General features: G+C 61.8%; 17 protein-coding genes. 8 read left to right on the top strand and 9 right to left on the bottom strand.

Annotated features, from left to right (window positions below; genetic code table 11):
• Positions 1 to 74 precede the first annotated feature (74 nt).
• From PLU72_02100 to PLU72_02085, 4 genes are read left to right on the top strand one after another with little or no spacing between them, the layout of a single operon-like run.
• A complete protein-coding gene (locus PLU72_02100) occupies positions 75 to 200 on the top strand; it encodes a hypothetical protein (protein ID HOT26950.1) in 126 nt (41 codons plus the stop codon).
• Positions 197 to 1,384: a hypothetical protein gene (locus tag PLU72_02095; GenBank protein HOT26949.1), complete on the top strand. Its 1,188-nt coding sequence runs from the start codon at positions 197 to 199 to the stop codon at positions 1,382 to 1,384. Before PLU72_02100 ends, PLU72_02095 begins: the two co-directional genes overlap by 4 nt.
• On the top strand, positions 1,381 to 1,599 hold the full coding sequence (locus PLU72_02090) for a hypothetical protein (GenBank protein ID HOT26948.1): 219 nt from the start codon (positions 1,381 to 1,383) through the stop codon (positions 1,597 to 1,599). The genes PLU72_02095 and PLU72_02090 overlap by 4 nt, the downstream gene beginning before the upstream one ends.
• A complete protein-coding gene (locus PLU72_02085; protein HOT26947.1) occupies positions 1,596 to 3,203 on the top strand; it encodes a GH3 auxin-responsive promoter family protein in 1,608 nt (535 codons plus the stop codon). Before PLU72_02090 ends, PLU72_02085 begins: the two co-directional genes overlap by 4 nt.
• A 16-nt stretch (positions 3,204 to 3,219) precedes the next feature.
• Here the strand turns inward: PLU72_02085 and PLU72_02080 are convergent, their stop codons facing one another.
• The 4 genes from PLU72_02080 to clpB form a co-directional block, all read right to left on the bottom strand.
• Positions 3,220 to 3,798: a thymidine kinase gene (locus tag PLU72_02080; GenBank protein ID HOT26946.1), complete on the bottom strand. Its 579-nt coding sequence runs from the start codon at positions 3,796 to 3,798 to the stop codon at positions 3,220 to 3,222.
• Between the two features lie 148 nt (positions 3,799 to 3,946).
• Positions 3,947 to 6,214, bottom strand: coding sequence for a phospholipase D-like domain-containing protein (locus tag PLU72_02075; protein ID HOT26945.1), 2,268 nt, complete (start codon positions 6,212 to 6,214; stop codon positions 3,947 to 3,949).
• Positions 6,215 to 6,461: 247 nt separating this feature from the next.
• Positions 6,462 to 7,025: a hypothetical protein gene (locus PLU72_02070; protein HOT26944.1), complete on the bottom strand. Its 564-nt coding sequence runs from the start codon at positions 7,023 to 7,025 to the stop codon at positions 6,462 to 6,464.
• A 46-nt stretch (positions 7,026 to 7,071) separates the two neighbouring features.
• Positions 7,072 to 9,678 carry an ATP-dependent chaperone ClpB gene (gene clpB, locus PLU72_02065; protein ID HOT26943.1) on the bottom strand — a complete coding sequence of 869 codons (2,607 nt, stop codon included), beginning with the start codon at positions 9,676 to 9,678 and terminating at the stop codon, positions 7,072 to 7,074.
• A 413-nt stretch (positions 9,679 to 10,091) separates the two neighbouring features.
• Here clpB and PLU72_02060 point away from each other — a divergent pair, with 413 nt between their 5' ends.
• The 3 genes from PLU72_02060 to PLU72_02050 all read left to right on the top strand — a co-directional run bounded on the left by PLU72_02060 (position 10,092) and on the right by PLU72_02050 (position 13,609).
• Complete coding sequence (locus tag PLU72_02060) at positions 10,092 to 11,366, top strand: ATP citrate lyase citrate-binding domain-containing protein (GenBank protein HOT26942.1); 1,275 nt, start codon at positions 10,092 to 10,094, stop codon at positions 11,364 to 11,366.
• A gap of 25 nt (positions 11,367 to 11,391) precedes the next feature.
• Positions 11,392 to 13,236: a citrate/2-methylcitrate synthase gene (locus PLU72_02055; GenBank protein ID HOT26941.1), complete on the top strand. Its 1,845-nt coding sequence runs from the start codon at positions 11,392 to 11,394 to the stop codon at positions 13,234 to 13,236.
• A gap of 199 nt (positions 13,237 to 13,435) precedes the next feature.
• Positions 13,436 to 13,609: a hypothetical protein gene (locus tag PLU72_02050; GenBank protein HOT26940.1), complete on the top strand. Its 174-nt coding sequence runs from the start codon at positions 13,436 to 13,438 to the stop codon at positions 13,607 to 13,609.
• 88 nt (positions 13,610 to 13,697) lie between these two features.
• Here the strand turns inward: PLU72_02050 and PLU72_02045 are convergent, their stop codons facing one another.
• The 4 genes from PLU72_02045 to PLU72_02030 all read right to left on the bottom strand — a co-directional run bounded on the left by PLU72_02045 (position 13,698) and on the right by PLU72_02030 (position 19,891).
• On the bottom strand, positions 13,698 to 16,700 hold the full coding sequence (locus tag PLU72_02045; GenBank protein ID HOT26939.1) for a hypothetical protein: 3,003 nt from the start codon (positions 16,698 to 16,700) through the stop codon (positions 13,698 to 13,700).
• 327 nt (positions 16,701 to 17,027) lie between these two features.
• Positions 17,028 to 17,792, bottom strand: a complete 765-nt coding sequence (locus tag PLU72_02040) for a methyltransferase (protein HOT26938.1) — start codon at positions 17,790 to 17,792, stop codon at positions 17,028 to 17,030.
• A 112-nt stretch (positions 17,793 to 17,904) separates the two neighbouring features.
• The gene (locus PLU72_02035; protein ID HOT26937.1) at positions 17,905 to 19,038 is read right to left on the bottom strand and encodes a hypothetical protein; all 1,134 of its coding nucleotides are present in this window, start codon (positions 19,036 to 19,038) and stop codon (positions 17,905 to 17,907) included.
• A 1-nt stretch (position 19,039) separates the two neighbouring features.
• Positions 19,040 to 19,891: a hypothetical protein gene (locus tag PLU72_02030; GenBank protein HOT26936.1), complete on the bottom strand. Its 852-nt coding sequence runs from the start codon at positions 19,889 to 19,891 to the stop codon at positions 19,040 to 19,042.
• A gap of 190 nt (positions 19,892 to 20,081) precedes the next feature.
• Between PLU72_02030 and PLU72_02025 the strand changes: the two genes are divergently transcribed.
• Positions 20,082 to 20,987, top strand: coding sequence for an endonuclease/exonuclease/phosphatase family protein (locus PLU72_02025; GenBank protein HOT26935.1), 906 nt, complete (start codon positions 20,082 to 20,084; stop codon positions 20,985 to 20,987).
• 11 nt (positions 20,988 to 20,998) lie between these two features.
• Here PLU72_02025 and PLU72_02020 read toward each other — a convergent pair.
• Positions 20,999 to 21,133, bottom strand: a 135-nt coding sequence (locus PLU72_02020) for an aspartate--ammonia ligase (GenBank protein ID HOT26934.1), incomplete at its 5' end; no start/stop codon positions are given.

Raw genomic sequence — 21,133 nt, 5'->3', positions numbered from 1 at the left:
CGCCGGCCGGATTCGCCTTCGGCGGTCGCGGTGTGAAAATTCTCCGACAAGCGGCATCCGAACCGGAGATTCGCATGAAACTGCTTCTGATCCAGTCCGGCGGGACCAGCCACCGCTTCCTGGTCGACGACGGCCGCCCCGAGGCTGATGCGAAATTTGGCCTCCCCCTCGCAAGAATGGCCGAGGGAGGCCGCTGGTGAACGAGCTGCCCCGTCCCTATCGATGGCTGGTCTGGCGATCCGGCTCCGAGCTCGGTCCCGAGGAGCGCGAGTTCGACGCCGCCGTTCGGCGCCTGGTGAACCGATGCCGAATGCCGACCCCCGGGTTGACCCTTTCCTACCACGCCGAGCCTTCCTTTTTTCAGGCGCTTGCGGCGCAGGGCGATGAGCATCACTTGGTATACTCGCGCCGCGAGGTCGACGGGGAGCTGATGTCCATCGGAATCCGCAGCCTGAGGCCTGCCTGGATCGAGGGAGCGCCCGCGCGGCTGGCATACATCCACCACCTGCGCGTTCATCCCGATCACCGCGGCGGAACACTGCTTGCCCGCGGATACCAGGCGTTCCGAGAAGTTTCGCGGGCATTCCCCGCACCCCTCACCGTGACGTCGATTCTCGAGGGAAACGCGGCGGCACGCGACGTTCTCGCGAACCCGGCTGGTCGCGGCCCCCTTCCCGGATACCTCCGTTTGAGCGGCTATCTGACGGCACTATTCCCGCTTCGAGGGCCGGGCGGTCGCTGGCCCCGCCGCGGCCGCAGGATACGGACACCCTTTGCATGCGAGATTCGCCCCCTGACCGGGGACGATATCCCCGCGCTTCGGACGCTTGCGGAACGGTTTGGCCGCACTGGCGACGGGGCCTGGTGGTCTCCACCCGACGGTGCCGCCTGGGGCCCGCAAAGTCTCTGGCCGGGCCTGCGCGTGAACGACGTGCTGGGGGCCTTCGCCGGGAACGCGCTGGTCGCGGCCGTCGGGGTATGGAATCGCTCGGAAACCCAGCAGATACGCCTTTCCGATCTTCATCCCGTTCTCTCGGCGATTCGGCGTGTCTGGGAAGCCGGCGGCGCGCTGTGGGGGCGTTGTCCTCTCCCTGCCGAAGGCGGCGAGGTGCCCCACAGGCTTCTCGATCCGTGGGCCGTCGAACCGGGGTGGGAACGCCGCGTCATGCCAGCCCTGCTCGACGCCGCCCTCGATGCCGCCCGCCGGGAGGGGGCGCTGTTTGCGGCCTGGGGCGTGGCCGAAGGGCATCCGGCGAAGCCTGCCGCCGACCGGTTCTTCTATTTTCCGTATGCGAGCAGCCTGTTCACCGTTGCGTGGCCCGAGACTCCCGTCGCCGATGTTGGCCGGCGGCGCCCCCTCGCCATTCCATTGGGGATGCTATGAATCGGAGCGAGCGCGACAAACCCCTGGCCGGAACGGTCGTTCCCGTGGCCCGCCACGAACGGCGGTTCGGGGAGACCATGGTCGGGCTGTCGCCCGAGACATACGCCGGTGAACGCGGCTCCTCCTTGGCCTGCCTTGTCGCGCGAAGGAGCGGACGATTCGCCTGTGCGACGCTTCGAGGGCCCCGGGCGTTCGAACCGGTGACGATTCCATGAACGGTCTCGGTCTCGCGGCGATCCATGCCTGCTGGCTGGCAACCTGCCTGCACGAAGCCATGGAATTTTCCCGCGTTTCCCGCCAGCCGATACGGCGCATCCAGGAAGAGGCGCTTCGGACGATCCTGGCGGCCAACGCCGAAACGGCCTTCGGACGCAGATATGGGTTCGGCCGGATCCGCTCGGTGAAAGCCTTCCAGGCCGAAGTGCCGCAGGTCGAGTATGAAGATCTCATTCCCTGGATCGAAGAAGCTGCCTCAGGTGCGCCCACCGTCCTGACCGCCGACCCCGTCGAGCTGTTCGAGCTCACCAGCGGTTCTTCGGGCGGGACCAAGCTGATTCCCTATACCCGCGGGCTTCAGGAAGCCTTCAATCGGGCGATCCATCCCTGGCTGGTCGATCTGTATTCCCGCCGTCCCGAGCTGGCGCTGGGAAGGGCCTACTGGGTGATAAGCCCCCGCGTCACACGCGAAGAACGCACGGCGGCGGGGATTCCCGTCGGATTCAAGAACGACGCCGAGTATTTCGGGCGATGGGGAAAACGGTTGATCGATGCCGTCATGGCCGTTCCTTCAGACGTTCTGCGGAACGCCGACGGCGAGTCATGGCGGTTTGCGACGCTCCTGAGCCTCCTTCGGGCCGAAGATCTTCGCCTGGTCTCGCTCTGGAATCCCACCTTCCTGCCGGCTCTGCTCCGCGACCTTGCGCCTCTCGGAGACAGGCTTGCAGATGCGCTCGAAACGGAGAGCCCCGGCCGCGCGCGCATGCTTCGAACCCTTCTTCCGGATCTGCTCGCCGGCCGCGATGAAGGGCTCGGAACGCGATTGTGGCCGAACCTCCGCCTCATCTCGACCTGGACCGAAGGCGAGGCTGCGGCGGGAATTCCGTCTCTGCGGCTGTTGTTCCCCGGCGTACAACTCGAGACGAAAGGGCTGCTCGCGACCGAAGGCGCGGTGACGATTCCCCGTTCGGGTGCTCCGGCGCCGGTGCTGGCCGTGCGCTCGGGTTTCTTCGAATTCCAGGAGGGCGAGGAGGGGGATGGCGCCTGTCGCACGGCCGCCGAGCTCGAACCGGGAGGGAGATACCGGGTTCTCATCACCACTCCCGGCGGTTTGTACCGATACCGACTGCATGACATCGTGGAGATGAAAGGCTGGTGGAGGTCTCTGCCGGCGCTGGCATTCTCCGGCAAGGAATCGATGGTTTCCGATCTGTGCGGCGAGAAGCTGAACGCGCGTCATGTGGAACGCGTTCTCTCGCGCCTGCTGGGTTCCGGATCGGCCGCGTTTCTGGCGCCGGAACGCGATCTCGCGGGACGATCGGCCCCTCACTACTGCCTTTTCGTTCCGTTGGAACACCTGTCCTCGGATTTCGAGACCCTTGCGAACCGTCTCGAAGAGGCTCTTCGGGAGAACTTTCATTACCGGTGGTGCAGAGAAGCCGGCCAGCTCGGGCCCGCAGAGGTTGTCGCGCTTTCCTTCGACCGCCGCGACCTCGAAACACGGCGATTGGCACGCATCTCAGGCGAAGGTGCCCGTGCAGGCACGGCGAAAATGGCCGCTCTCGATCGTCGGACTGGGTGGAAGACCGCTCTCAGGCCGTAGCCCCGGAACGCCCCTGTTACTCGGGAAGGTGGTCTGCGGATGGAGTCCTGTTCAGATCGCGATAGCAGGCGCGACAGGTGGCGATGTACTTCTCGAAGCCGCCCACGTCGATCTCCTGGTCGCTCTTGACGGTCTTGTGCGAGATCGTGCCTTCGTATTCTCCGCACCGGTGGCAGACGGCCTTTTTCTTCACGATCGTGTCGGCGTGGGCCATCAGGATCATGGTCGTCTCGAAGGGCTGGTTCTTGAAATTCAGGTCCAGGCCGGAGCAGAAAACATCGATGCCCCGGCGTGTCAGATCGAGGAGAATCTCGGACAGCGCCGGGTCGAAAAACTGAACTTCATCAACGAAAACGGCCCGCTCGTCACCGGAGACGGATTTCGGAATTTCCCTGGATGACGAGACAGGAGTCGCATCCACCTTCGCTTGGGTGTGGGAGACGATGCAGGCCTTTCCATACCGGTCGTCGAGAACGGGTTTGAAGACTTTCACGGGCTTCCGTCCGAGCGTGTAGATCTCGACGAACGAAATCAGCTCCGATGTTTTCCCCGAATACATCGGCCCAACGATCAGCGTGAAATGCCCTTCGCCCATGGCGGCAGCCCTCCGGTCGGAAATCGCGCCTTGTATAACACAAATCCCGTTCGGGGGAAACCCGTTGCCGGCAATCGGCGGTGACTAGGGGCGGAAAAGGCCGCAGGCCCCGGAATCTTCCGGAGCCTGCGTGTGACGGGCAGTGTCGTCAGATCATCGATTTCAGGAAGGTGAGCTTCGAGAGGGCCTTCATCAGCCACATCTTCTTGCCGGGCAGGTCGTCTGGGCCGAAGACGGCCTTCACGTCGCCGTTCTTGTCGATCTCGATCCGGTATTCCTTCGAAACCGAGATGTCCGACATGATGCCGGTGCGAAGTTCGTTCGCGAAACCTCGCGACTTGATCGCCGCGACGACTTCCGAGTTCACTTCCTCGCTCAGGGAGTCGAGGTTGTAGGTGCCGACCACCGCGACCTTGTTGTCGAACACGAAGTTCTTGGCGTGAAGCTTCCGCTGGCCGGCGAAGGTGAAAATGCGGGCGGTCGGGAGATTCTTGAGGATGTTCTTCCAGTCGGCGTAGAACATCGCCTGGGTCGCCAGACTGTCGGTCGAGACCGGGCTGTTGGTGTGGACGATGATCCGGACGCGGCGAGCGCTGGCGCGCTTGAGGGCCGCCATGACGCGGTCGGACAGGACGACGTACGGATTTTGCATGACGATCTCTGAGCGCGACCCGTCGATGAACTTGATCAGGCAGTCGGTGATGTCGTTGCGGGGGCCGGCGAGCGAGTGCTTGTCGATGATCTTGACCGGCGCTTCATGCGAACCGGCGAACGGATCGAAGCCGGAGAAACCCTTCATATGCTTGTATCCGGCCAATTCGGCGCGATACTCCTCGAGGGCCTTCGCCCGGCGGCTGTCGAGGCCCTGGGACGGTGTGAAGACGCTTCCGGTGATGTGAGCGCCCATGGCCGCGAATGCGAGCTCCAGCTCCTTGCTCATGACATCGATGTTTCCCCACAGGTCGGCGACGATGTTCGTCTGCTTGCGTTCGGTGAACTCTTCATCGAACGCTTTGTCGAGCTGGTCGGCCACGTCAGTGCTGCGAACGACAACGTCACAGTCGCGATACGCCGTGGGCATGTCTTCGGGATCGACGAAGTAATGGCTCGAGATGTTGCGGCCGCCGACGACCGAGTATTCGCCGTCCACGACGAGAATCTTGTCATGGTTGCTGGCCATGATCTTGCGCGGGTCGAGCACGAACGTGACGAGGTTTTCGTGAACCGGGTTGAACACCTTGACCTCGACGTTCGGGTAGCTGACGAGCTCCTGAACGAAATCCTGGCCCATCAGCTTGCGGGTGAAGCCCTTGGTGCCGCGGGCGTCCATCATGAACCGGATCTTGAGCCCTTCGCGGGCCTTCCGGAGAAGCGCGCCCTGGAGCGCGAGGCCGAAGATGTCCTTGTCGACGATAAAATACTGGACGTCGATCGAGCGACGGGCCTCGTTGACGAGCTTCCAGCGCGTATACCAGGATTTTGAATTGTCATACAGCAACCGGACCTCGGCGGGGTCGGCAATTTTGCTGCCCGTCGAAGTCTCGAACTGATCGAAGGAGACATCGGGGGCAGGTTGAAAGCGCGCCGCCAGGTTTTCGTAGGCGATCATGAATTTGACGTAGTCGTCCTGCGTGTTGGTGAATGACCAGACGTCCTTGAAATACGAGCCGAACCGGAAAATCTTCACCGGAAACGCCAGCCACGAGGTGTCCCGGTATTTGCCGTACTCCGCGGCCAGACCCGAATACTTCGTGTTGAGGGTATTCTTCCACTGCGCATACTGCTTGTTCGCGTCGTAAAACCTGAGCCGCGCCTGCGCCTCGGCGGCCATGGCCGGGTGGCGGGAATCGGCCGCGATCTCTTTCAGGAGCGCCGTCGCCTTGTTCACGTCGCCCTTGAGCTGTTCGTATGCCTTCGCGACTTCGTATTTGAGTTGCGCCGCATACGGGGAATTCGGGTTCATTGCGACGAACTTCTCGATGGTTGCAATCGCTTTGTCGGGAGACCGGCGATTTGCATCGCTCCACAGCGCCTGGACCATACTGCGGATTTCCGCCGGAATCTGTGCCGTGGCGGTGGCCGACCGCGACGAGGGGGCTTCGTCGCCGGCAAGATCCGATGAATCCGCCGCGGAGGATGTCACGCTGTTCGAAAGATCCGCTGACGTGGCCGGCTGCCCGTCGTCCGTCTTTGCACTCAGGGTTGATTCATATGCACTTTTGGCCTGCGTGTAGGCCTCGAGCGCCTTCTTTACCTCGGCCTCGGGCAGACCGTTCGAAATGGCATCTTTGTAGGTCTTGTACGTCGAAATATACTGATCGTAGATGGCTCGGTTGTCGGTCTGGCCGAACGCCGCCGAAGCGATCAGCAACATGAAAAGAGATGCCCGGAACCGGCTGACGGAGATGCGTTTCATTGTGTACCTCCCGAGATCGGCATTTGATAATTTGATGTAATTATACTGATCGATCCCGGGGGGCGTAAAGAGCGGCCAGATCACCATCCGCTCTTGCGCAGGAGCCATGGTGAAAATCACCCGTTCGCCCTGAGCTTGTCGAAGGGCGATAGCCTCTCCTGCTTCGACACGTTCAGCACGAACGGGGATGAAAAACCGCCTTCTGTTGTGCAGCACTCAAGAAGGAGGAATGTCTGTCTTGCGTTGGTCAGGCCGGCTGAATCTCCTTGCCATTTCCGGGGCGGGCCCGACGGATGATATCGAAAACGAACAGAAGAATGGCGGCAAAGATCGGCAGGTAAATCATGCGCGTGACGAACGGCCCCTGGAAAATGTACACCTTCGCCTCGCCGGCCGAATTCTGCGATAACCGGAGGGTATACGTCCCGTTGCGCTGGGCAGGAGAGTAGAGGGTGAGCCACGTCGGCTTCGCGCTCGGATCGGGCGGCCGGAGCAGGTGGCTCACCTGGTCGGTGATCGTCTTCCCGTCGGGATCGAGAAGTTCGATCCGCACGTCCCGCAGTTCCCGCTGCCTGGCGCCGAAATCGATCTTGAACGGATCGCCTGCCGCCGCCGTAAAGGTCATTTCGGTCGCAAAAGGCGTTGTGGGGGCCTTTGCATCATCGAGCCCCATCAGGCCTTCGGCGATCCCGAGCTGAAAGTAGTTTGGGTCGATCATCACCATGCCGACCGTCAGCACGACCAGCAGGACGACATACCGGAGCATGAACCACCCGATCGATCCCTGCCGGGCCCTGCGCGTGATTGTCATATCGCTCGTCCCTTCCGCGCCCTGGTGCGGCGCAACAGATTCGGAACTATACCACCTCGATGACCGGTTCGTCGGCTTCCACGTCGAGAGAAAGCGCCGAGCCGTCCGGAATGGCGTTGGCGATCAGCCGCCGGGCAAGTCGCGTCTCGACCTCCTTCTGCACGAGCCGCTTGAGAGGACGGGCTCCGTAGACCGGGTCGTAGCCTCGCTCGATCAGCCAATCTTTTGCGGCGGGGGTGACGTCGAGGGTCAGCCGCCGCTCCGCGAGCCGTTTCCGCAGGTCGCCGAACTGGAGCTCGACGATCGAACCGAGCTGTTCCTTCGAGAGGGGCGTGAACAGGACGATGTCGTCGACGCGGTTCAGAAACTCCGGCCGGAACGAGCGCCGCAGTTCTCCCAGCACGTCTTTCCGGACGTCCGGGGCGAGCTGGCCCGTGCTCGAGATACCGTCGAGAAGCGCCTGGGAGCCGATGTTGCTGGTCATGATGACGACGACGTTCCGGAAATCGACGGTGCGGCCCTGGGAATCGGTGAGCCGGCCGTCGTCGAGCAATTGGAGCAGCACGTTGAACACGTCGGGGTGCGCCTTCTCGATCTCGTCGAACAGCACGACGGAATACGGCTTGCGGCGTACGGCCTCGGTGAGCTGGCCGCCCTCGTCATACCCGACGTAGCCGGGGGGCGCGCCGATCAGCCGTGAGACGGCGTGCTTTTCCATATACTCGCTCATATCGATCCGGACCATGTTCTCCTCGGTGTCGAACAGGGCCTGGGCGAGCGCCCGCGCCAGCTCGGTCTTGCCGACGCCGGTGGGGCCGAGGAAGATGAACGAGCCGATCGGGCGGCGCGGGTCCTTGATGCCGGCACGCGACCGCAGCACGGCGTCCGCGACCAGGCTGACCGCCTCGTCCTGCCCGATGACGCGCTCGTGGAGGAGTTTGTCGAGTTTCAGCAGTTTCTCGCGCTCGCCTTCGACGAGTCGCGTGACCGGGATGCCCGTCCATCGGCTGACGATCGCGGCGATCTCCTCCTCGTTCACCTCCTCGCGAACCAGGCGGCCGGTCGACTGTTTGCGCTTCAGCTCGGCTTCGAGTTCGGCCAGCTGCTTCTGGGTTGCCGGGAGCCGTCCGTGGCGCAGCTCGGCGGCTTTTTCGAGGTCATACGATCGCTCGGCTGCCTCGACGTCGTGATGCATCTTCTCGATCTCGGCGCGAAGGCCCTGTACTTTCCGGATCACATCCCGCTCGCTTTCCCACTGGGCTTTCATCGCGTCGGAACGGGTTTTCAGGTCCGCGATTTCCTTCCGGACGTCGGCCAGACGCGCCGCGCTTGCCTCGTCCTTCTCTTTCGCGAGCGCCGCCTCCTCGATCTGCAACTGCATGATGCGCCGCGTGACCGTGTCGAGCTCCGTGGGCATCGAATCGATATCGGTGCGTATGGTCGCGCAGGCCTCGTCGACCAGGTCGATGGCCTTGTCGGGCAGGAACCGGTCGGTGATGTACCGGTGCGACAGCGTCGCCGCGGCGACGATCGCCGAGTCGGCGATGCGGACGCCGTGATGCACCTCGAACCGTTCCTTGAGGCCGCGCAGGATCGAGATCGTGTCGGGAACGTCGGGCTGCTCGACGAGAACCGGCTGGAAACGGCGTTCCAGCGCGGCGTCCTTTTCGACGTGCTTGCGATACTCGTCGAGCGTCGTCGCGCCGATGCAGTGCAGTTCGCCGCGCGCCAGCAGGGGCTTGAGCATGTTGCCGGCATCCATCGAGCCCTCGGCCTTGCCGGCCCCGACGATGGTATGGAGCTCGTCGATGAACAGGATGATGCGGCCCTCGCTCTGCTTGATCTCCGACAGAACGGCTTTCAGCCGCTCCTCGAACTCGCCGCGGAACTTCGCGCCCGCGATCAGGGCGCCCATGTCGAGCGCGAAAATGGTCTTGTCCTTCAACCCTTCGGGGACGTCGCCGCGCAGGATGCGCTGGGCGAGTCCCTCGGCGATGGCCGTCTTGCCGACGCCGGGCTCGCCGATCAGGACGGGGTTGTTCTTCGTCTTGCGCGACAGGATGCGGATGACGCGGCGGATCTCGTCGTCGCGACCGATCACCGGGTCGAGCTTGTTCTTTCCCGCCTCGCGGACGAGATCGCGACCGTATTTCTCGAGCGCTTCGTAGGTCTGCTCGGGATTGGCCGAAACGACCCGCTGGTTGCCGCGTATCTCGGTGAGTGCCTTGAGAAGTCGTTCGCGGTCGATCTTGAACGAGGCCAGCAGTTTTCCCGACGGCGTCGATGAGCCGGACGAGATCATCGCAAGCACCAGGTGCTCGACCGACAGATACTCGTCCTTCAGCGTCTTCATCTCGGATTCCGCGTTCACGAGAATCTGCGACAGTTCGCGCGTGACGTACACCTGGTCGGGCCTCATGCCCGGCCCGGAGACGCGCGGCTTGCGGCCGATCTCCCCGCCCAGCCGCGATTTCAGGTCCTCGAGCGGAACGTTCATCCGGTTGAACAACCGGGGAATCAGGCCCTCCGTATCCTCCAGCATTGCGGCGAGCAGGTGCTCCGGCGAAACCTCGGTGTGCCCGTACTCGACGGCGAGATTTTGCGCCCTCTGCAGCGCTTCCTGCGACTTCTGCGTCAAACGATTCATATCCATAGCTATCTAACCTCCGATGTCACCGGACAAACGGGACACATGATATCCGATTCTTGTCTAACAAAAAGCGTGCCACTCCGGAACATCGCATCAAAAGCCTTTTTCCCGGATTCGGGGGAGTGCGACGTCGCACCCGAACCCCGTAGGTGCGACGTTTCCGTCGCGCCTGCCGATTCCGCTCTGTGTCCCTGCAAGGTTCCGTTCGTGCAGAGCCTGTCGAAGCGCGAAATGCACTTGTCTCCGTCACCTCGTTCAGCGGTGAGCGGCCGTTTTCAGTTGCATGACCCCACCGCCGGGGTGAATCGCGATGAGCTCGTTTTGGCTCCGATACGCTTGACGGTTGCGGTGAGGTACTATATACCCATAGAACATGCGGCTCTGAGAGCCGTATGACAGGGAAAGGAGCAGGACTCATGGCACAACGCGGTATCCGTGAGTATCACGGCAAGAAGATGCTGGCTCGGCATCTGGGCGAGTATCTGAGCGGCGGCATCGGCTACGACGGCAAGATTGTCCTTGTCGATGAAAAGACCGACTGGAAACAGCTTCGCACGGACAACCCCTGGCTCGGCTCGATGCCGCTGGTTGCAAAGCCCGACCAGTTGTTCGGCAAGCGTGGGAAGCACGGCCTCGTCCTCGTCAACAAGAACTTCGACGAAACGAAGGCCTGGATCATGGAGCGGATGGGCAAGACCACGAAGGTTGGCGAGACGACCGGCACGCTGACTCATTTTCTGATCGAGCCCTGCATCCCTCATGAGAGCGAATACTACGTCGCGATCAAGTCGACGGCCGAAGGCGACGTGATCTACTTCTCGCTCGAAGGCGGCATCAACGTCGAGGAAAACTGGGAGAAGGTCGTGCAGATTCCGGTGCCGGTGCTCGCCGGCATCGACGCCGTCGACGTCGAAAAGGCTCTTCCCCCCGCGCTCGGCAAGAACAAGAAGCTCGTCACGAAGTTCGTTATCGGCCTGTACAAATATTTCGCGGCCCTGCACTTCGCCTATCTCGAGATCAACCCGTTCGCCATCGCGGGCGAATCGATCATCCCCCTCGACATGGTCGCCAAGCTCGATGACACCGCCGAGTTCTGCGCGGCGAAATTCTGGGGCGACGACATCGAGTTCCCGGCAGCGTTCGGCCGCACGCTCACCCCTGAAGAACAGAAAGTGCGCGAACTTGACGCGATGTCGGGTGCGTCCCTCAAAATGACGTTGCTCAACCCCGACGGCCTGGTCTGGAACATGGTCGCGGGCGGCGGCGCTTCGGTCATCTTCGCCGACACCGTGTGCGACCTGGGCTACGCGAAGGAACTGGCCTTCTACGGGGAATATTCCGGCGATCCCAGCACCCAGCTCACATACGAATACGCGAAAGTCGTCATGGATCTGATGACGCGCAAACCCGATCCCCAGGGCCGGCCGAAATGTCTGATCATCGGCGGCGGCATCGCCAATTTCACCGACGTGGCCAAGACCTTCACCGGCATCATCATGGCGTTGAAGGAGTTCGCAAAGAAGCTGCAGGCGGTAAACGCCCGTATCTTCGTGCGACGCGGCGGGCCCAACTACCACGAGGGCCTCGCCAAAATCAAGGCGGCGGCGACCGAGCTCGGTCTGCCGATCGAGGTCCACGGGCCCGACTACCACATGACCCGTGTCGTGCGCGACGCCCTGCAGACGGCGTGACAGCGGAAAGGACGCAGAGACGATTATGAAACGACCGTCATATCTCCTGTTCGACAGGAACACCCGTGCGATCATCTTCGGTATGCAGACCAACGCGGTCCAGCGCATGCTCGACTTCGACTACTGCTGTAAAAGGGAAAAGCCCTCCGTGGCCGGCGTCGTCGATCCGGGCCGCAGCGGCACGACCAAATGCTTCTACGGCAAGAAGGAAATATTCGTACCCGTCTATCCTGATATCGCCTCGGCCGTCGCCGAGAGCGCCGACGTCGATGTGATGATCAACTTCGCCTCGTTCCGCTCCGCCTACGACACGACGATGCAGGCGCTCGACATCGAGCAGATCCGCACCATCTGCGTCATCGCCGAAGGCATACCCGAGCGATTCTCGCGCCACATGCGCGCTGTCGCCATCGAGCGCGGCAAGGTCATCATCGGGCCGGCCACCGTCGGCGGCATCGCGGCAGGCGCGTTCAAGATCGGCAACACCGGCGGCACGATCGAGAACATCTGCTCGTCCAAGCTGCACCGGCCGGGCTCGGTCGGCTTCGTCAGCAAGTCGGGCGGCATGTCGAACGAGGCCTACAACATCATCGCGCGCAACAGCGACGGCCTGTTCGAAGGCATCGCCATCGGCGGCGACGCCTTCGCCGGCTCGAACCTGCTCGAGCACCTGATGCGGTACGAAGCCAATCCGTCGATCAAGATGCTCGTCTGCCTCGGCGAGGTCGGCGGCGAAGAGGAATGGCGCATCGTCGATGCCCTGCGCTCGGGCAAGATCAAGAAGCCGCTCGTGATGTGGGTTACCGGCACGTCGATCAAATATATGCCGAAGGGTATTCAATTCGGACACGCCGGCGCCAAAGCCGACGCGAGCCGCGAAACCGCCGAGGCGAAAAACGACGCCCTGCGCGCGGCCGGAGCCATCGTGCCGACCTCGTTCGACGACTTCGACAAGGCGATCAGGGAAACTTTCGATAAGCTCGTGGCGAAGGGTGCCCACAAGCCGATTCCGGACGTAGAGCCCCCGGCGATCCCGATGATGTACAAGGAAGCCGTGGCGCGGAACCTGGTGCGCCGACCCACCAACTTCACCTGCACGATCTCGGATGACTCCGGCGACGAACTGATCTACGCCGGCCACAAGATCAGCAAGGTGATCTCGGAAGGCTACTCGCTCGGCGAGGTGATTGGCCTGCTCTGGTTCAAGGAGCGTTTACCGAAGTGGGCCGCGGGCTTCATGGAGAACGTGCTCAAACTGTGCGCCGACCACGGCCCCTGCGTTTCCGGCGCCCACAACGCCATCGTCACGGCTCGCGCCGGCCGCGATCTCATGAGCGCCGTTGCATCAGGCATTCTCACGATCGGCCCGCGGTTCGGCGGCGCGGTCGCCGGCGCCGCCCTCTCGTTCAAGGCCGCCCGCGATGCGCAGATGACGCCCGATGGCTTCGTCGAGCACATGAAGAAGAAGAACGAGAAGATCCAGGGCATCGGCCACCTGATCAAGAGCCTCAAAAACCCCGACATGCGCGTCGTCTTGCTGAAGAAGTTCGCCAAAGAGCACTTCCCGGCGACTCCGCTGCTCGACTACGCTCTCGAGGTCGAACAGGTCACCACCTCGAAGAAGGATACGCTCATCCTCAACGTCGACGGCTGCATCGGCGTCCTCTCGGTTGATATGATGTACGGCCTCGGCTGGAACGAGGAGAAGATCCAGGAAGTCGTCGACAGCGGCGGCCTCAACGGCCTCTTCCTCCTCGGCCGCACGATCGGCATGATCGGCCACTACATGGACCAGCGCCGCCTCGAAGCCCCGCTCTATCGCCACCCCATGGACGACGTCCTCTACGACCTGCCGAAACTCACCGAGTAACCCCACGAACAAAAAGCCCGGGACCTCCTGGCCCCGGGCTTTTTGTTCGCTGAATGTCGGATATTGCTCGCCGAAGCCCGAAATCCACCCGTTCGCCCTTCCCAGACTGTGAGGGAAATCACCATGTCCGTTCATGGTGAGGCATCAAACCACGAGCAGGCCTGCTCATGAGGTTCGGATCACCCTTCGAGACCTCGGGATGACCGGAACCCATAGTATGTACAGCCTGGTCGTCAGGGATCGCAGGGCGAACACGGCCGCACCTGGCGGAAATCCGTTCGTGCTGAGCCTGTCGAAGCACGAGAATCCTCGCGCCCTTCGACAGGCTCAGGGCGAACGGTTGTGTTTCGACACCAGGAACGCACTGGCCTGATGCGGTTTGCACGGAGACGAGATGCTGGGCGGAAGAAAAAGCCCCGGGCTGGAAGCCCGGGGCCATGGATTCAGGTCTTCGAATCAGGTTAGTTGCCGAACAACCAGCCGTGGTTGCCGTCGGGAGGCGTGGCTGTGACGCCCTTCGCGGTCTTCGGGACGAAATGGAGGACCATTTTTGTCATATCCATCGGATACGGCGTGGAAGCGCCCCATGTCCCGGAGAGCTCGACGCCGACCGGATAGGTGCCGGCGCTGTAGATGTTCAGGAGCAGGTTCTGGGTTTCGGGAGTCGGGTCGAGGAGGACATTGGGCATCAGGTTGTCCGGGAACGTGAAGGGCACCCAGGCAGTTCCGGTCGAAATCTCGAAATGCGTGACGGAGAACGTCGAGGGACCCTCGGGAAGAAGGACGCCGCGGAGCTTCATGCCGGTATTCGTCGGCATGGCCTGAGCCGGAGGCCACTCGGTGGATTCGTCAAGGAAGGAGGTGATGAACAGGTGTTTCCCGTCGTCGCTCAGCTTGCCTGAAACGGTGACCGAATGGAGATGAGATTCCCACATGTCGTGGCCGTTGATAGGATCCTGGTAACGGAAGAGCGGGGTCTTGTTGATGCTCGCCGCGTCGAATTCGACGAAAGCGATATGCGTGCCGTTGTCCATCCAGGTGAATTCAAAAGGCTGGGTCGCGTTTGCAGGATTAAACACCCAGGTTCCCTTCAGGTTCGTCACATTCGTACCCGTGGTGGGGGCTGACGGAGGAGTGAAGGGGACCATCGGGTCCGGCCAGACGACGGACTCGTCGACGAACGTGGTCATGAAAATCCGATGCGATCCGTCGGAGGCGGTGAAGGCCTTTCCCGAGATCGTCACGGTGTGGCCATCGGATTCCCACAGGTCGCGGCCGCTGACCTGGTTCTGATACCGGAACTGGGGATACTTGTCCAGTCCGTCCGGGTTGAAGTCGACATAGGCGCTCGTCGCAGTGCCTCCGACGGTCCAGGTGAACTTGAACATGTTCCTGGGCTCGTTCGCATTCTTGTCGAAGCTCCAGAGGCCGCTCTGATTCTCGAGAAGCGTGCCGTAGACCGGGACGGTTGGAGGGGTGATCTGGGGAGGGATATATCCGGTCATTGAGGCGAGAATGATCGCGTAGACTTCAACCACAGCGGGACCGTAATCCGGAGCGGGGCGTTTTTCCGTGATCATGCCTTCGATCTGAACCATTCTGCCGAGGAAACCCTGCATGGCGTTGGCGATCAGGTCGGAAGTCGGAACGAACTCCGTCGCCACGGGTTTGCCGAGGCCGAACCAGAACTTTCCGGCGCTGTCCCGCTCGAGCGGGCCGCCGGTGAAGGTCATCTTGTTGAACTCCGGAATGGTGACCACGCCGTCGTTCATGCCGGTGATCCTGAACGTCGGCGGAGTGCTCGCCGTGGGCTTGGCTGTATAGTATCCAATATAAATATGAGGCGTTGACGTTGCCGTCTTGATCGTGCTTTCCGGATCGATCAGCGCGATGAAACCGCCGAACTGCTCCGGACCGGCCGGGAACCCGGCGGGAGGCTGGATATAGACGTTGCTGCCGTTCTCGACGATGATGCCCATGATCTCGGAGCCCACCTGATCGACGATACCGTCCGGCGGAATTTCGGAAGGAACGTATGAGAAGCCCATCTCGGGGCCCTGCATCAGCAGGACGAACAGCGCCGTCGCCTGTGCCTGGGTGAGGCCGGGGAGGTTCGCCATGATCTTGCGGACCATCAGGTCCTTGATGGCGTCGTGAAAACTCGTGACCTGCGTGGGGGTCGGATTCGTGACCGTCGGGGTGGTCTGGCCGCGAATCGCGTAGGAGACGGTCATGGCGCCGAGGTCGGGAACGTAGCCGCCGGCGGCCGCCTGGACGGCCTGGACTTCCGTGGGGGTGGGATACAGCCTGGCGATCAGAGGAGGTGCGCCTTCGAGCAGGCGAAGACTGGTGAAAATCGTCTTGAACGCAGCCTGGAAAAGGCTGTGTAGCGCGTCATTCTTGAGGAGAATGCCGATCGTGGAGGCGTCTGGAGCCGTCTTGAGCGCGAGCGAGACGCGCTCGACGCCGGCGGCGATCAGATCGTAATCGGCCTGGGGGAGATACGTCGGGGTGAGAACCTTCAGAGCCGTCAGAAGTCCTTCCAATTTGGCGAGAATGTGCTGATACTGGAATTGCAGCGATATTGTCGCATCGGTTGGAAGTGCGTTGTTGATCATCGTGTTGTCGATATCCTGCAGGGCAAGCATGACATCCGCAGGAAGTCCGAGCGTCCGGGCCATGAGGCGAAGTTGGTCGTTGAACAACTGCCAACCCTCTTCGGCGGTGTACAGGCCTTCGGCGATGCCGGCGTTGATCTTGTTCTGAAGATCGAACGCGATCTTGCGGAACTCGATGAACTTCGCATCGGCGAAGCCGGCGGCGCGGAAGGTCTGGAGTTGGGCCTTTTCACGGTTGACAAACGCCTGCGCGATCTTCATGAGATCCGCCGGTGCCTGGGGGATTTTTGAGGGCGGGATGATGCTGAGGATTTCTCCGAGGTTGACTTCGAACGTGGCGTCGTAGGCTTCGGCATATTTTACGAGCATCGCCTGATACTTTGTAGTTGGGTCGATCAGGGGGGCCGTGGCGATCGCACCGTCTTCGATCAGGGGAAGAATGCCCTCCATGATCTCGTTGCCGAACAGCACACGGAGAACGATGTTCTTTCTGCCCGTGGGAAGCCCTGTAAGCCTGTAAAAACCGTTCTCGTCGGTCGTGGTTTCTTTATTGAAGGAAACGAATTCGCCGGCTTCGTTATAGTCGCCGGCAATGACTCGGGCGTCCGCCGCCGGACTGGTCACCCGTGCCCTGACAGCCATGCGGATACTTTGTGACACGGCATTGGAACTGGCATATCCGGTCGCGACGCCGTTGCCGGAAATGCCGCCCTCGTTCGCTTCGGGATTCGCTGCGGAAGCGGGGTTTGAAATGCCGTCATCTCCGCCGGCGCCGCCGCAGCCGACGGTGAACAATGCCGTTGCCAGCAGACAGGCGAACAGAACATAAAGAAACCTCGATCTCATTTTCCTCATTGCCTCCTGAAAAATATCCGTTTCAAGGACGTACGGAAACAAGGCTAATCAAACGATAAAGGGAAGTCAACAATAGTGATCTCTATGCGGGAAGTTCATGTAAGGGGTTGTGTGAAGTTCGATGGATTCGTGATATCTCTGCCAAAAAAGGGCGAATGCATATATGAAACGAACGAGACTTGGTCGTTCACATCTTGAGCCAACTGACGGGGGCGAGAGTCATTCGTGCTTCGAACAGGCTCAGCACGAACGGGGGCGCAAAGCTGTATCTTCGGCGCTGGAGCCATGAATAGTGTGACTCAATATATGAGAACCGGTTCAGCCGATCTTGCGCGTGAGGCCGGTTTTGAAGAGGCGGTCGAGTTCTTCGCTGAAGCGGCCGTCGGCGAGGTGGATCGTGAGGTTCGGAACGGGTTCGTGGGCGCCGTTGTAGAAACGCTCGGCTTCGATGAGCACGAGATGCGCCGGCTGGCCCTCCTTGGGGATGATGAACCTTACACGTTTCATGCCGAAGTGGGCTTGTTTGAACAAGCTGCACGCCTCGTAGAACCGCTCGGCTGGAATGATCATCGCCAGTTTCGCCCCGTAGGGCAGAAGATACGCGGCTGCCTCGATGAAATCTGCGAGCGTCCCGTTCAGTTCGTGCCGTGCAGCGGCCCGCCCCGGCCGCTCGGGAAGGCGGCCGCTTCCTTTCGGGTAGTAGGGCGGGTTCATGACCACCAGGTCGAACGACTCGGGCAGCATGCGCGAAGGGATTTCCCGCACGTCGACCCGCTCGAAATCCATGTTGATGAGGCGTGGGTTCAGGTCGAGATTGCGCCGGGCGAGGGCGTGAAACTCCTCCTGGATCTCGAACCCGGTGATGCACAGCGCGGGGTTCCGGTATTTGAGCATGAACGCGAGGATTCCGCTCCCCGAACCCAGGTCGGCGACCCGGACGATCTCCTTCGAAAGGGGCGCGAACTCGGCCAGCAGAAGCGTGTCGATGGCAAAGGCGGTGCCGTCGATCTTCTGGATCAGCTTCAGGTTTGTGCCGACGACCTCGTCGAGGCGTTCATCGGTGTCGAGAAATGGCTCCTGCATAGTCCCGCATTGTACCGCACAACACGGTTTCTGTACAGTTGCGGGAATAACCCTGTTTGTCTTCTGTAGGGGGGGCTCAGACCCGCCCTGTCACGGGCATGCGGTGATCAGCTCAGAAATCGACAGCCATCGAGACCGAATACCGCCGGTCCTCGCGGTCGCCCGGCCGCTCACCGAGCTCTTCGGAATACGTCGCGAACTCGAATCGCGCTTCCCTGAACTTCGCGGTCGCGCCGGCGCTCAGATAGCCGCCCCGGAGACCGCCCCTGAGGGTGAGCCATGTCCGCATGCGCGCTTCCATGCCGAGCCTGAGCTTGGAAAAGAACGTGCCGTCGCTCGTGATATCCGCCAGGTCGGCGGCCAGAAGCAGTTTGCGCGACCGCTCCGTCGAGCCCGACAGGGGGCGGATCGCCGTGCCGACGTCGACGCGACGCGGCAGACGCCCGATGCGCGCATCGATCTCGGATTCGAACACGTTGCTCACGGAAAAGCCGACCGTCTGGTTCCAGGGATTCGCAAGCTTGTAGAGCACCCCGCCGTCGATATCGAACGCCGCCCCCTTGAGCGAGTCGTTCCGGAGATCGTCTTCGGAAAGCGAGGCGAAGTCGCGCGCATCATACTCCCGGTCGAGGGTTCGCCGGGAGACGAACTTCATCCCCAGGCCCCAGTGGCCCGACGCGGAGTCGCCGAACACGACACGGTTTCCGATCGGCCGGGCGATTGCGCCCACCAGCACAGAGTCGACGTCGGCTTTCGCCCTGATGCGCGGGCTGGTCGGACGCTCGACGCCGATCTGGGCGACCGTCTGATAGAGGAACCCGGCGCCGAAGCCGGTGCTTCCGAGATAATACGCGAGATTGGAGGCGACGAGGCGAGACTGCTGCCCCATGATCTCGCTCAGGACGCGGTTGTTCGTGGCTCGCGCCTCGGGAGTGTCGGCGTCCGAGAGGCCGTCGGTCTTGTTCTCGACCCGCCGCATGTCCTGGTTGATCTCGGCCGTCGCATCGAGAACGGCGTACGATTTGTCCGTTATCTGGCCCAGGCCGGCAGGGTTGGAGAACAGCGCCTGCTGGTCATCGGCAACGGCGACGAACGCCCCGCCCATTCCCTGACTGCGGGGTGTTTCGTAGGTCAGCGGGTGGGCCTGCCCGGCAAGCGCCGTTCCTGTCATTGAAACGCAGGCCAGCCAGGCGAGGAACCCGGCATTTGCTATATATCGAAAAATATAAATATCTCGGCGGGTCATCTCAGTCCGTTCCGTCCAGATCGATGATCAACGAGGAAAAACTGGCGGCGTTCACGTTGAAGAAGGGGTGAACCGCTTCGAGCCGGTCGGCAAGATCGCCCACGGCGGTGATCGTCGCCCGGTTCGATTCGCTGTAACTGCCGGTCAGGCGGAGACCTGCGACCGGGCTGAGAAAGGTCCAGGCGTCGCCGCGGCCGTCGAAACCGTAGGCGAGATCCCTGAATGCCTGCTCGAGCGAGGTGCCCGAGGAGTGTGGCCCCGAGATGAGCGCGGTGTAGAGTTCCGGCCACGTCGCGGTCTTTCCGTCGTTGGTCGTGAAGGTCACGTTGTCGAATTTGTCGAGACGGCCGTTCTTGTTGGTGTCGTATTTCTCGAGCAGCCGCTTCGCCGCGATCAGCGGCGGGAGCAGACCGCGGGTGAGCTGTTCCGTCCGGGAGGGGGAGGAGACCTGGCGCATCATGACGGCGGCCGTTTCCAGGAGGTCGACGTCGGAAATCATGGCCGCGCATGTGAACCAGAGCGCACCCCGGTCGTACGGCCCGACGCCGTTCTGCATGGTGTCGAGCACGGACAGGACGCGAAAACCGGCGAGACCGGCCTCGGCTTCGGCCATTCCCTGCTTTACCTGGTCGGTGCCGTTTCCCCGGCCGAGAAGGGTCTGAAACGTTTCGCGGGCCCCGGCGAAATCGCCCGAGCCGAGAGCCAGATACCCTTCGTCGATCAGTTCGTCATCCGTGCGCGCCTTGAGGGCCGTGTCCATGCCGTCGAAGATGTTGCACCCCGACAGCCCGAGCGCGATCCAGAGCATGAAAAACGCCCGGATCGCCCGTGAGATTCTGGACCTGCTGAACATGAAGGTTCCCCTGAATGACGGAATACACCCGGGTTATCGGCAGATCCGCGTCATCCATGAAGAAGTTTGTGCGACTTCAAGCCCGCGAACCACCCGGTTCGGCCGGATGCGCTTACATCGAAACTTTTGGCTGGCGGTGTGGTATGAATGAAATCAGATGCATTTTCCCGTCGTAAAAGGGGGTATTCCGATGCGTTTTCCGATTCGCATGCTCTGGATCGTCTGTGTGCTGCTTCTGGAAACGGGGCTTCAGGCGGGCCCGTTCGACGGTCGCCGTGTCGTTATCGACCCGCGTGCTTCGAATGCCGCCTCAATGACGACGGCCATGCCGGCAAGCGGAACGGTAGAGGTCTGCGTGAGGGTCGCCTCCTACAACATCGCTCACGCCCGGGGGAATGAAGAGGGGAAGACGAAGAACGAGATTGCCCGGAAGGAAAATCTCGACGGAATCGCGAACCTTCTGAAATCGCACAGGATCGACGTTGCCGGTTTCACCGAGATTTCGAAGGGCGATCTCCGCGCGAAGTTCAGAAACCAGCCGAAATACCTCGCGGACCACGCCGGCGGCATGCACTACGTTTACGCCGAAAACTACCGGCGCGCGTTCGGCCTGCTTGCGACGCAGGGAAACGCCGTTCTCAGCAGATTCCCGATTCTCCGGTCGCAGAATCACAAGCTCTATCGTTCCGACGAGAAGCACGAGCAGCGCGGCTGTCTCGAGGCGCTTCTCGATCTGGGAAACGACCGGCGGCTGCGTGTGCTGGTCGCTCATCTGAGTCTCGAGGCCGACGAGTCGGCCCGGCAGATCGAGGAAATCTGGGATATGGTTCGCACGAGCCCGGAACCCGTCCTGCTCCTGGGAGATTTCAACTCGCGACCGAAGAGCGACCGCATCAAGTGGCTGTCTTCACGAATGAACGATGCGACGGCGAACGTTGGCACGACGTTCCTGAACAAGCCAGGCGTGAAGATCGATTACATCTTCAGCTACGGACCGGTCCGCGCAGGAACGGCCTTCGTCGAGGGCTTCGAGGAGGGGTATTCGGACCACGGCTGTCTTATCAACGAGTTCCGGATCGCCTATCCCCGTAAATAATATATTGTAATTTATAACAAGGGAACGCCGCGATCGCGAAAGGCCTGTTCGGTTTCGACGGGCCAGACGCTCGACTGGACTTCGCCGAGGTGCGCCTTTTCGAGCAGATACATGCAGAGGCGCGACTGTCCGATGCCGCCGCCGAT

The organism is Candidatus Ozemobacteraceae bacterium, assembly GCA_035373905.1.
Taxonomy (GTDB): domain Bacteria; phylum Muiribacteriota; class Ozemobacteria; order Ozemobacterales; family Ozemobacteraceae; genus MWAR01.
Note: the sequence above shows the minus strand (reverse complement) of the source record. Positions and strands in the feature narration are given on the sequence as shown.

Bases quoted from the DNA above. Each gene is read 5' to 3' on its own strand.
- PLU72_02055 (HOT26941.1), top strand. From the start codon at position 11,392: ATGAAACGACCGTCATATCTCCTGTTCGACAGGAACACCCGTGCGATC.
- PLU72_02040 (HOT26938.1), bottom strand. From the start codon at position 17,792: ATGCAGGAGCCATTTCTCGACACCGATGAACGCCTCGACGAGGTCGTC.
- PLU72_02050 (HOT26940.1), top strand. From the start codon at position 13,436: ATGACCGGAACCCATAGTATGTACAGCCTGGTCGTCAGGGATCGCAGG.
- PLU72_02025 (HOT26935.1), top strand. From the start codon at position 20,082: ATGCGTTTTCCGATTCGCATGCTCTGGATCGTCTGTGTGCTGCTTCTG.
- PLU72_02080 (HOT26946.1), bottom strand. From the start codon at position 3,798: ATGGGCGAAGGGCATTTCACGCTGATCGTTGGGCCGATGTATTCGGGG.
- PLU72_02085 (HOT26947.1), top strand. From the start codon at position 1,596: ATGAACGGTCTCGGTCTCGCGGCGATCCATGCCTGCTGGCTGGCAACC.
- PLU72_02075 (HOT26945.1), bottom strand. From the start codon at position 6,214: ATGAAACGCATCTCCGTCAGCCGGTTCCGGGCATCTCTTTTCATGTTG.
- PLU72_02060 (HOT26942.1), top strand. From the start codon at position 10,092: ATGGCACAACGCGGTATCCGTGAGTATCACGGCAAGAAGATGCTGGCT.
- PLU72_02035 (HOT26937.1), bottom strand. From the start codon at position 19,038: ATGACCCGCCGAGATATTTATATTTTTCGATATATAGCAAATGCCGGG.
- PLU72_02100 (HOT26950.1), top strand. From the start codon at position 75: ATGAAACTGCTTCTGATCCAGTCCGGCGGGACCAGCCACCGCTTCCTG.
- clpB (HOT26943.1), bottom strand. From the start codon at position 9,678: ATGGATATGAATCGTTTGACGCAGAAGTCGCAGGAAGCGCTGCAGAGG.
- PLU72_02070 (HOT26944.1), bottom strand. From the start codon at position 7,025: ATGACAATCACGCGCAGGGCCCGGCAGGGATCGATCGGGTGGTTCATG.
- PLU72_02030 (HOT26936.1), bottom strand. From the start codon at position 19,891: ATGTTCAGCAGGTCCAGAATCTCACGGGCGATCCGGGCGTTTTTCATG.
- PLU72_02090 (HOT26948.1), top strand. From the start codon at position 1,381: ATGAATCGGAGCGAGCGCGACAAACCCCTGGCCGGAACGGTCGTTCCC.
- PLU72_02045 (HOT26939.1), bottom strand. From the start codon at position 16,700: ATGAGATCGAGGTTTCTTTATGTTCTGTTCGCCTGTCTGCTGGCAACG.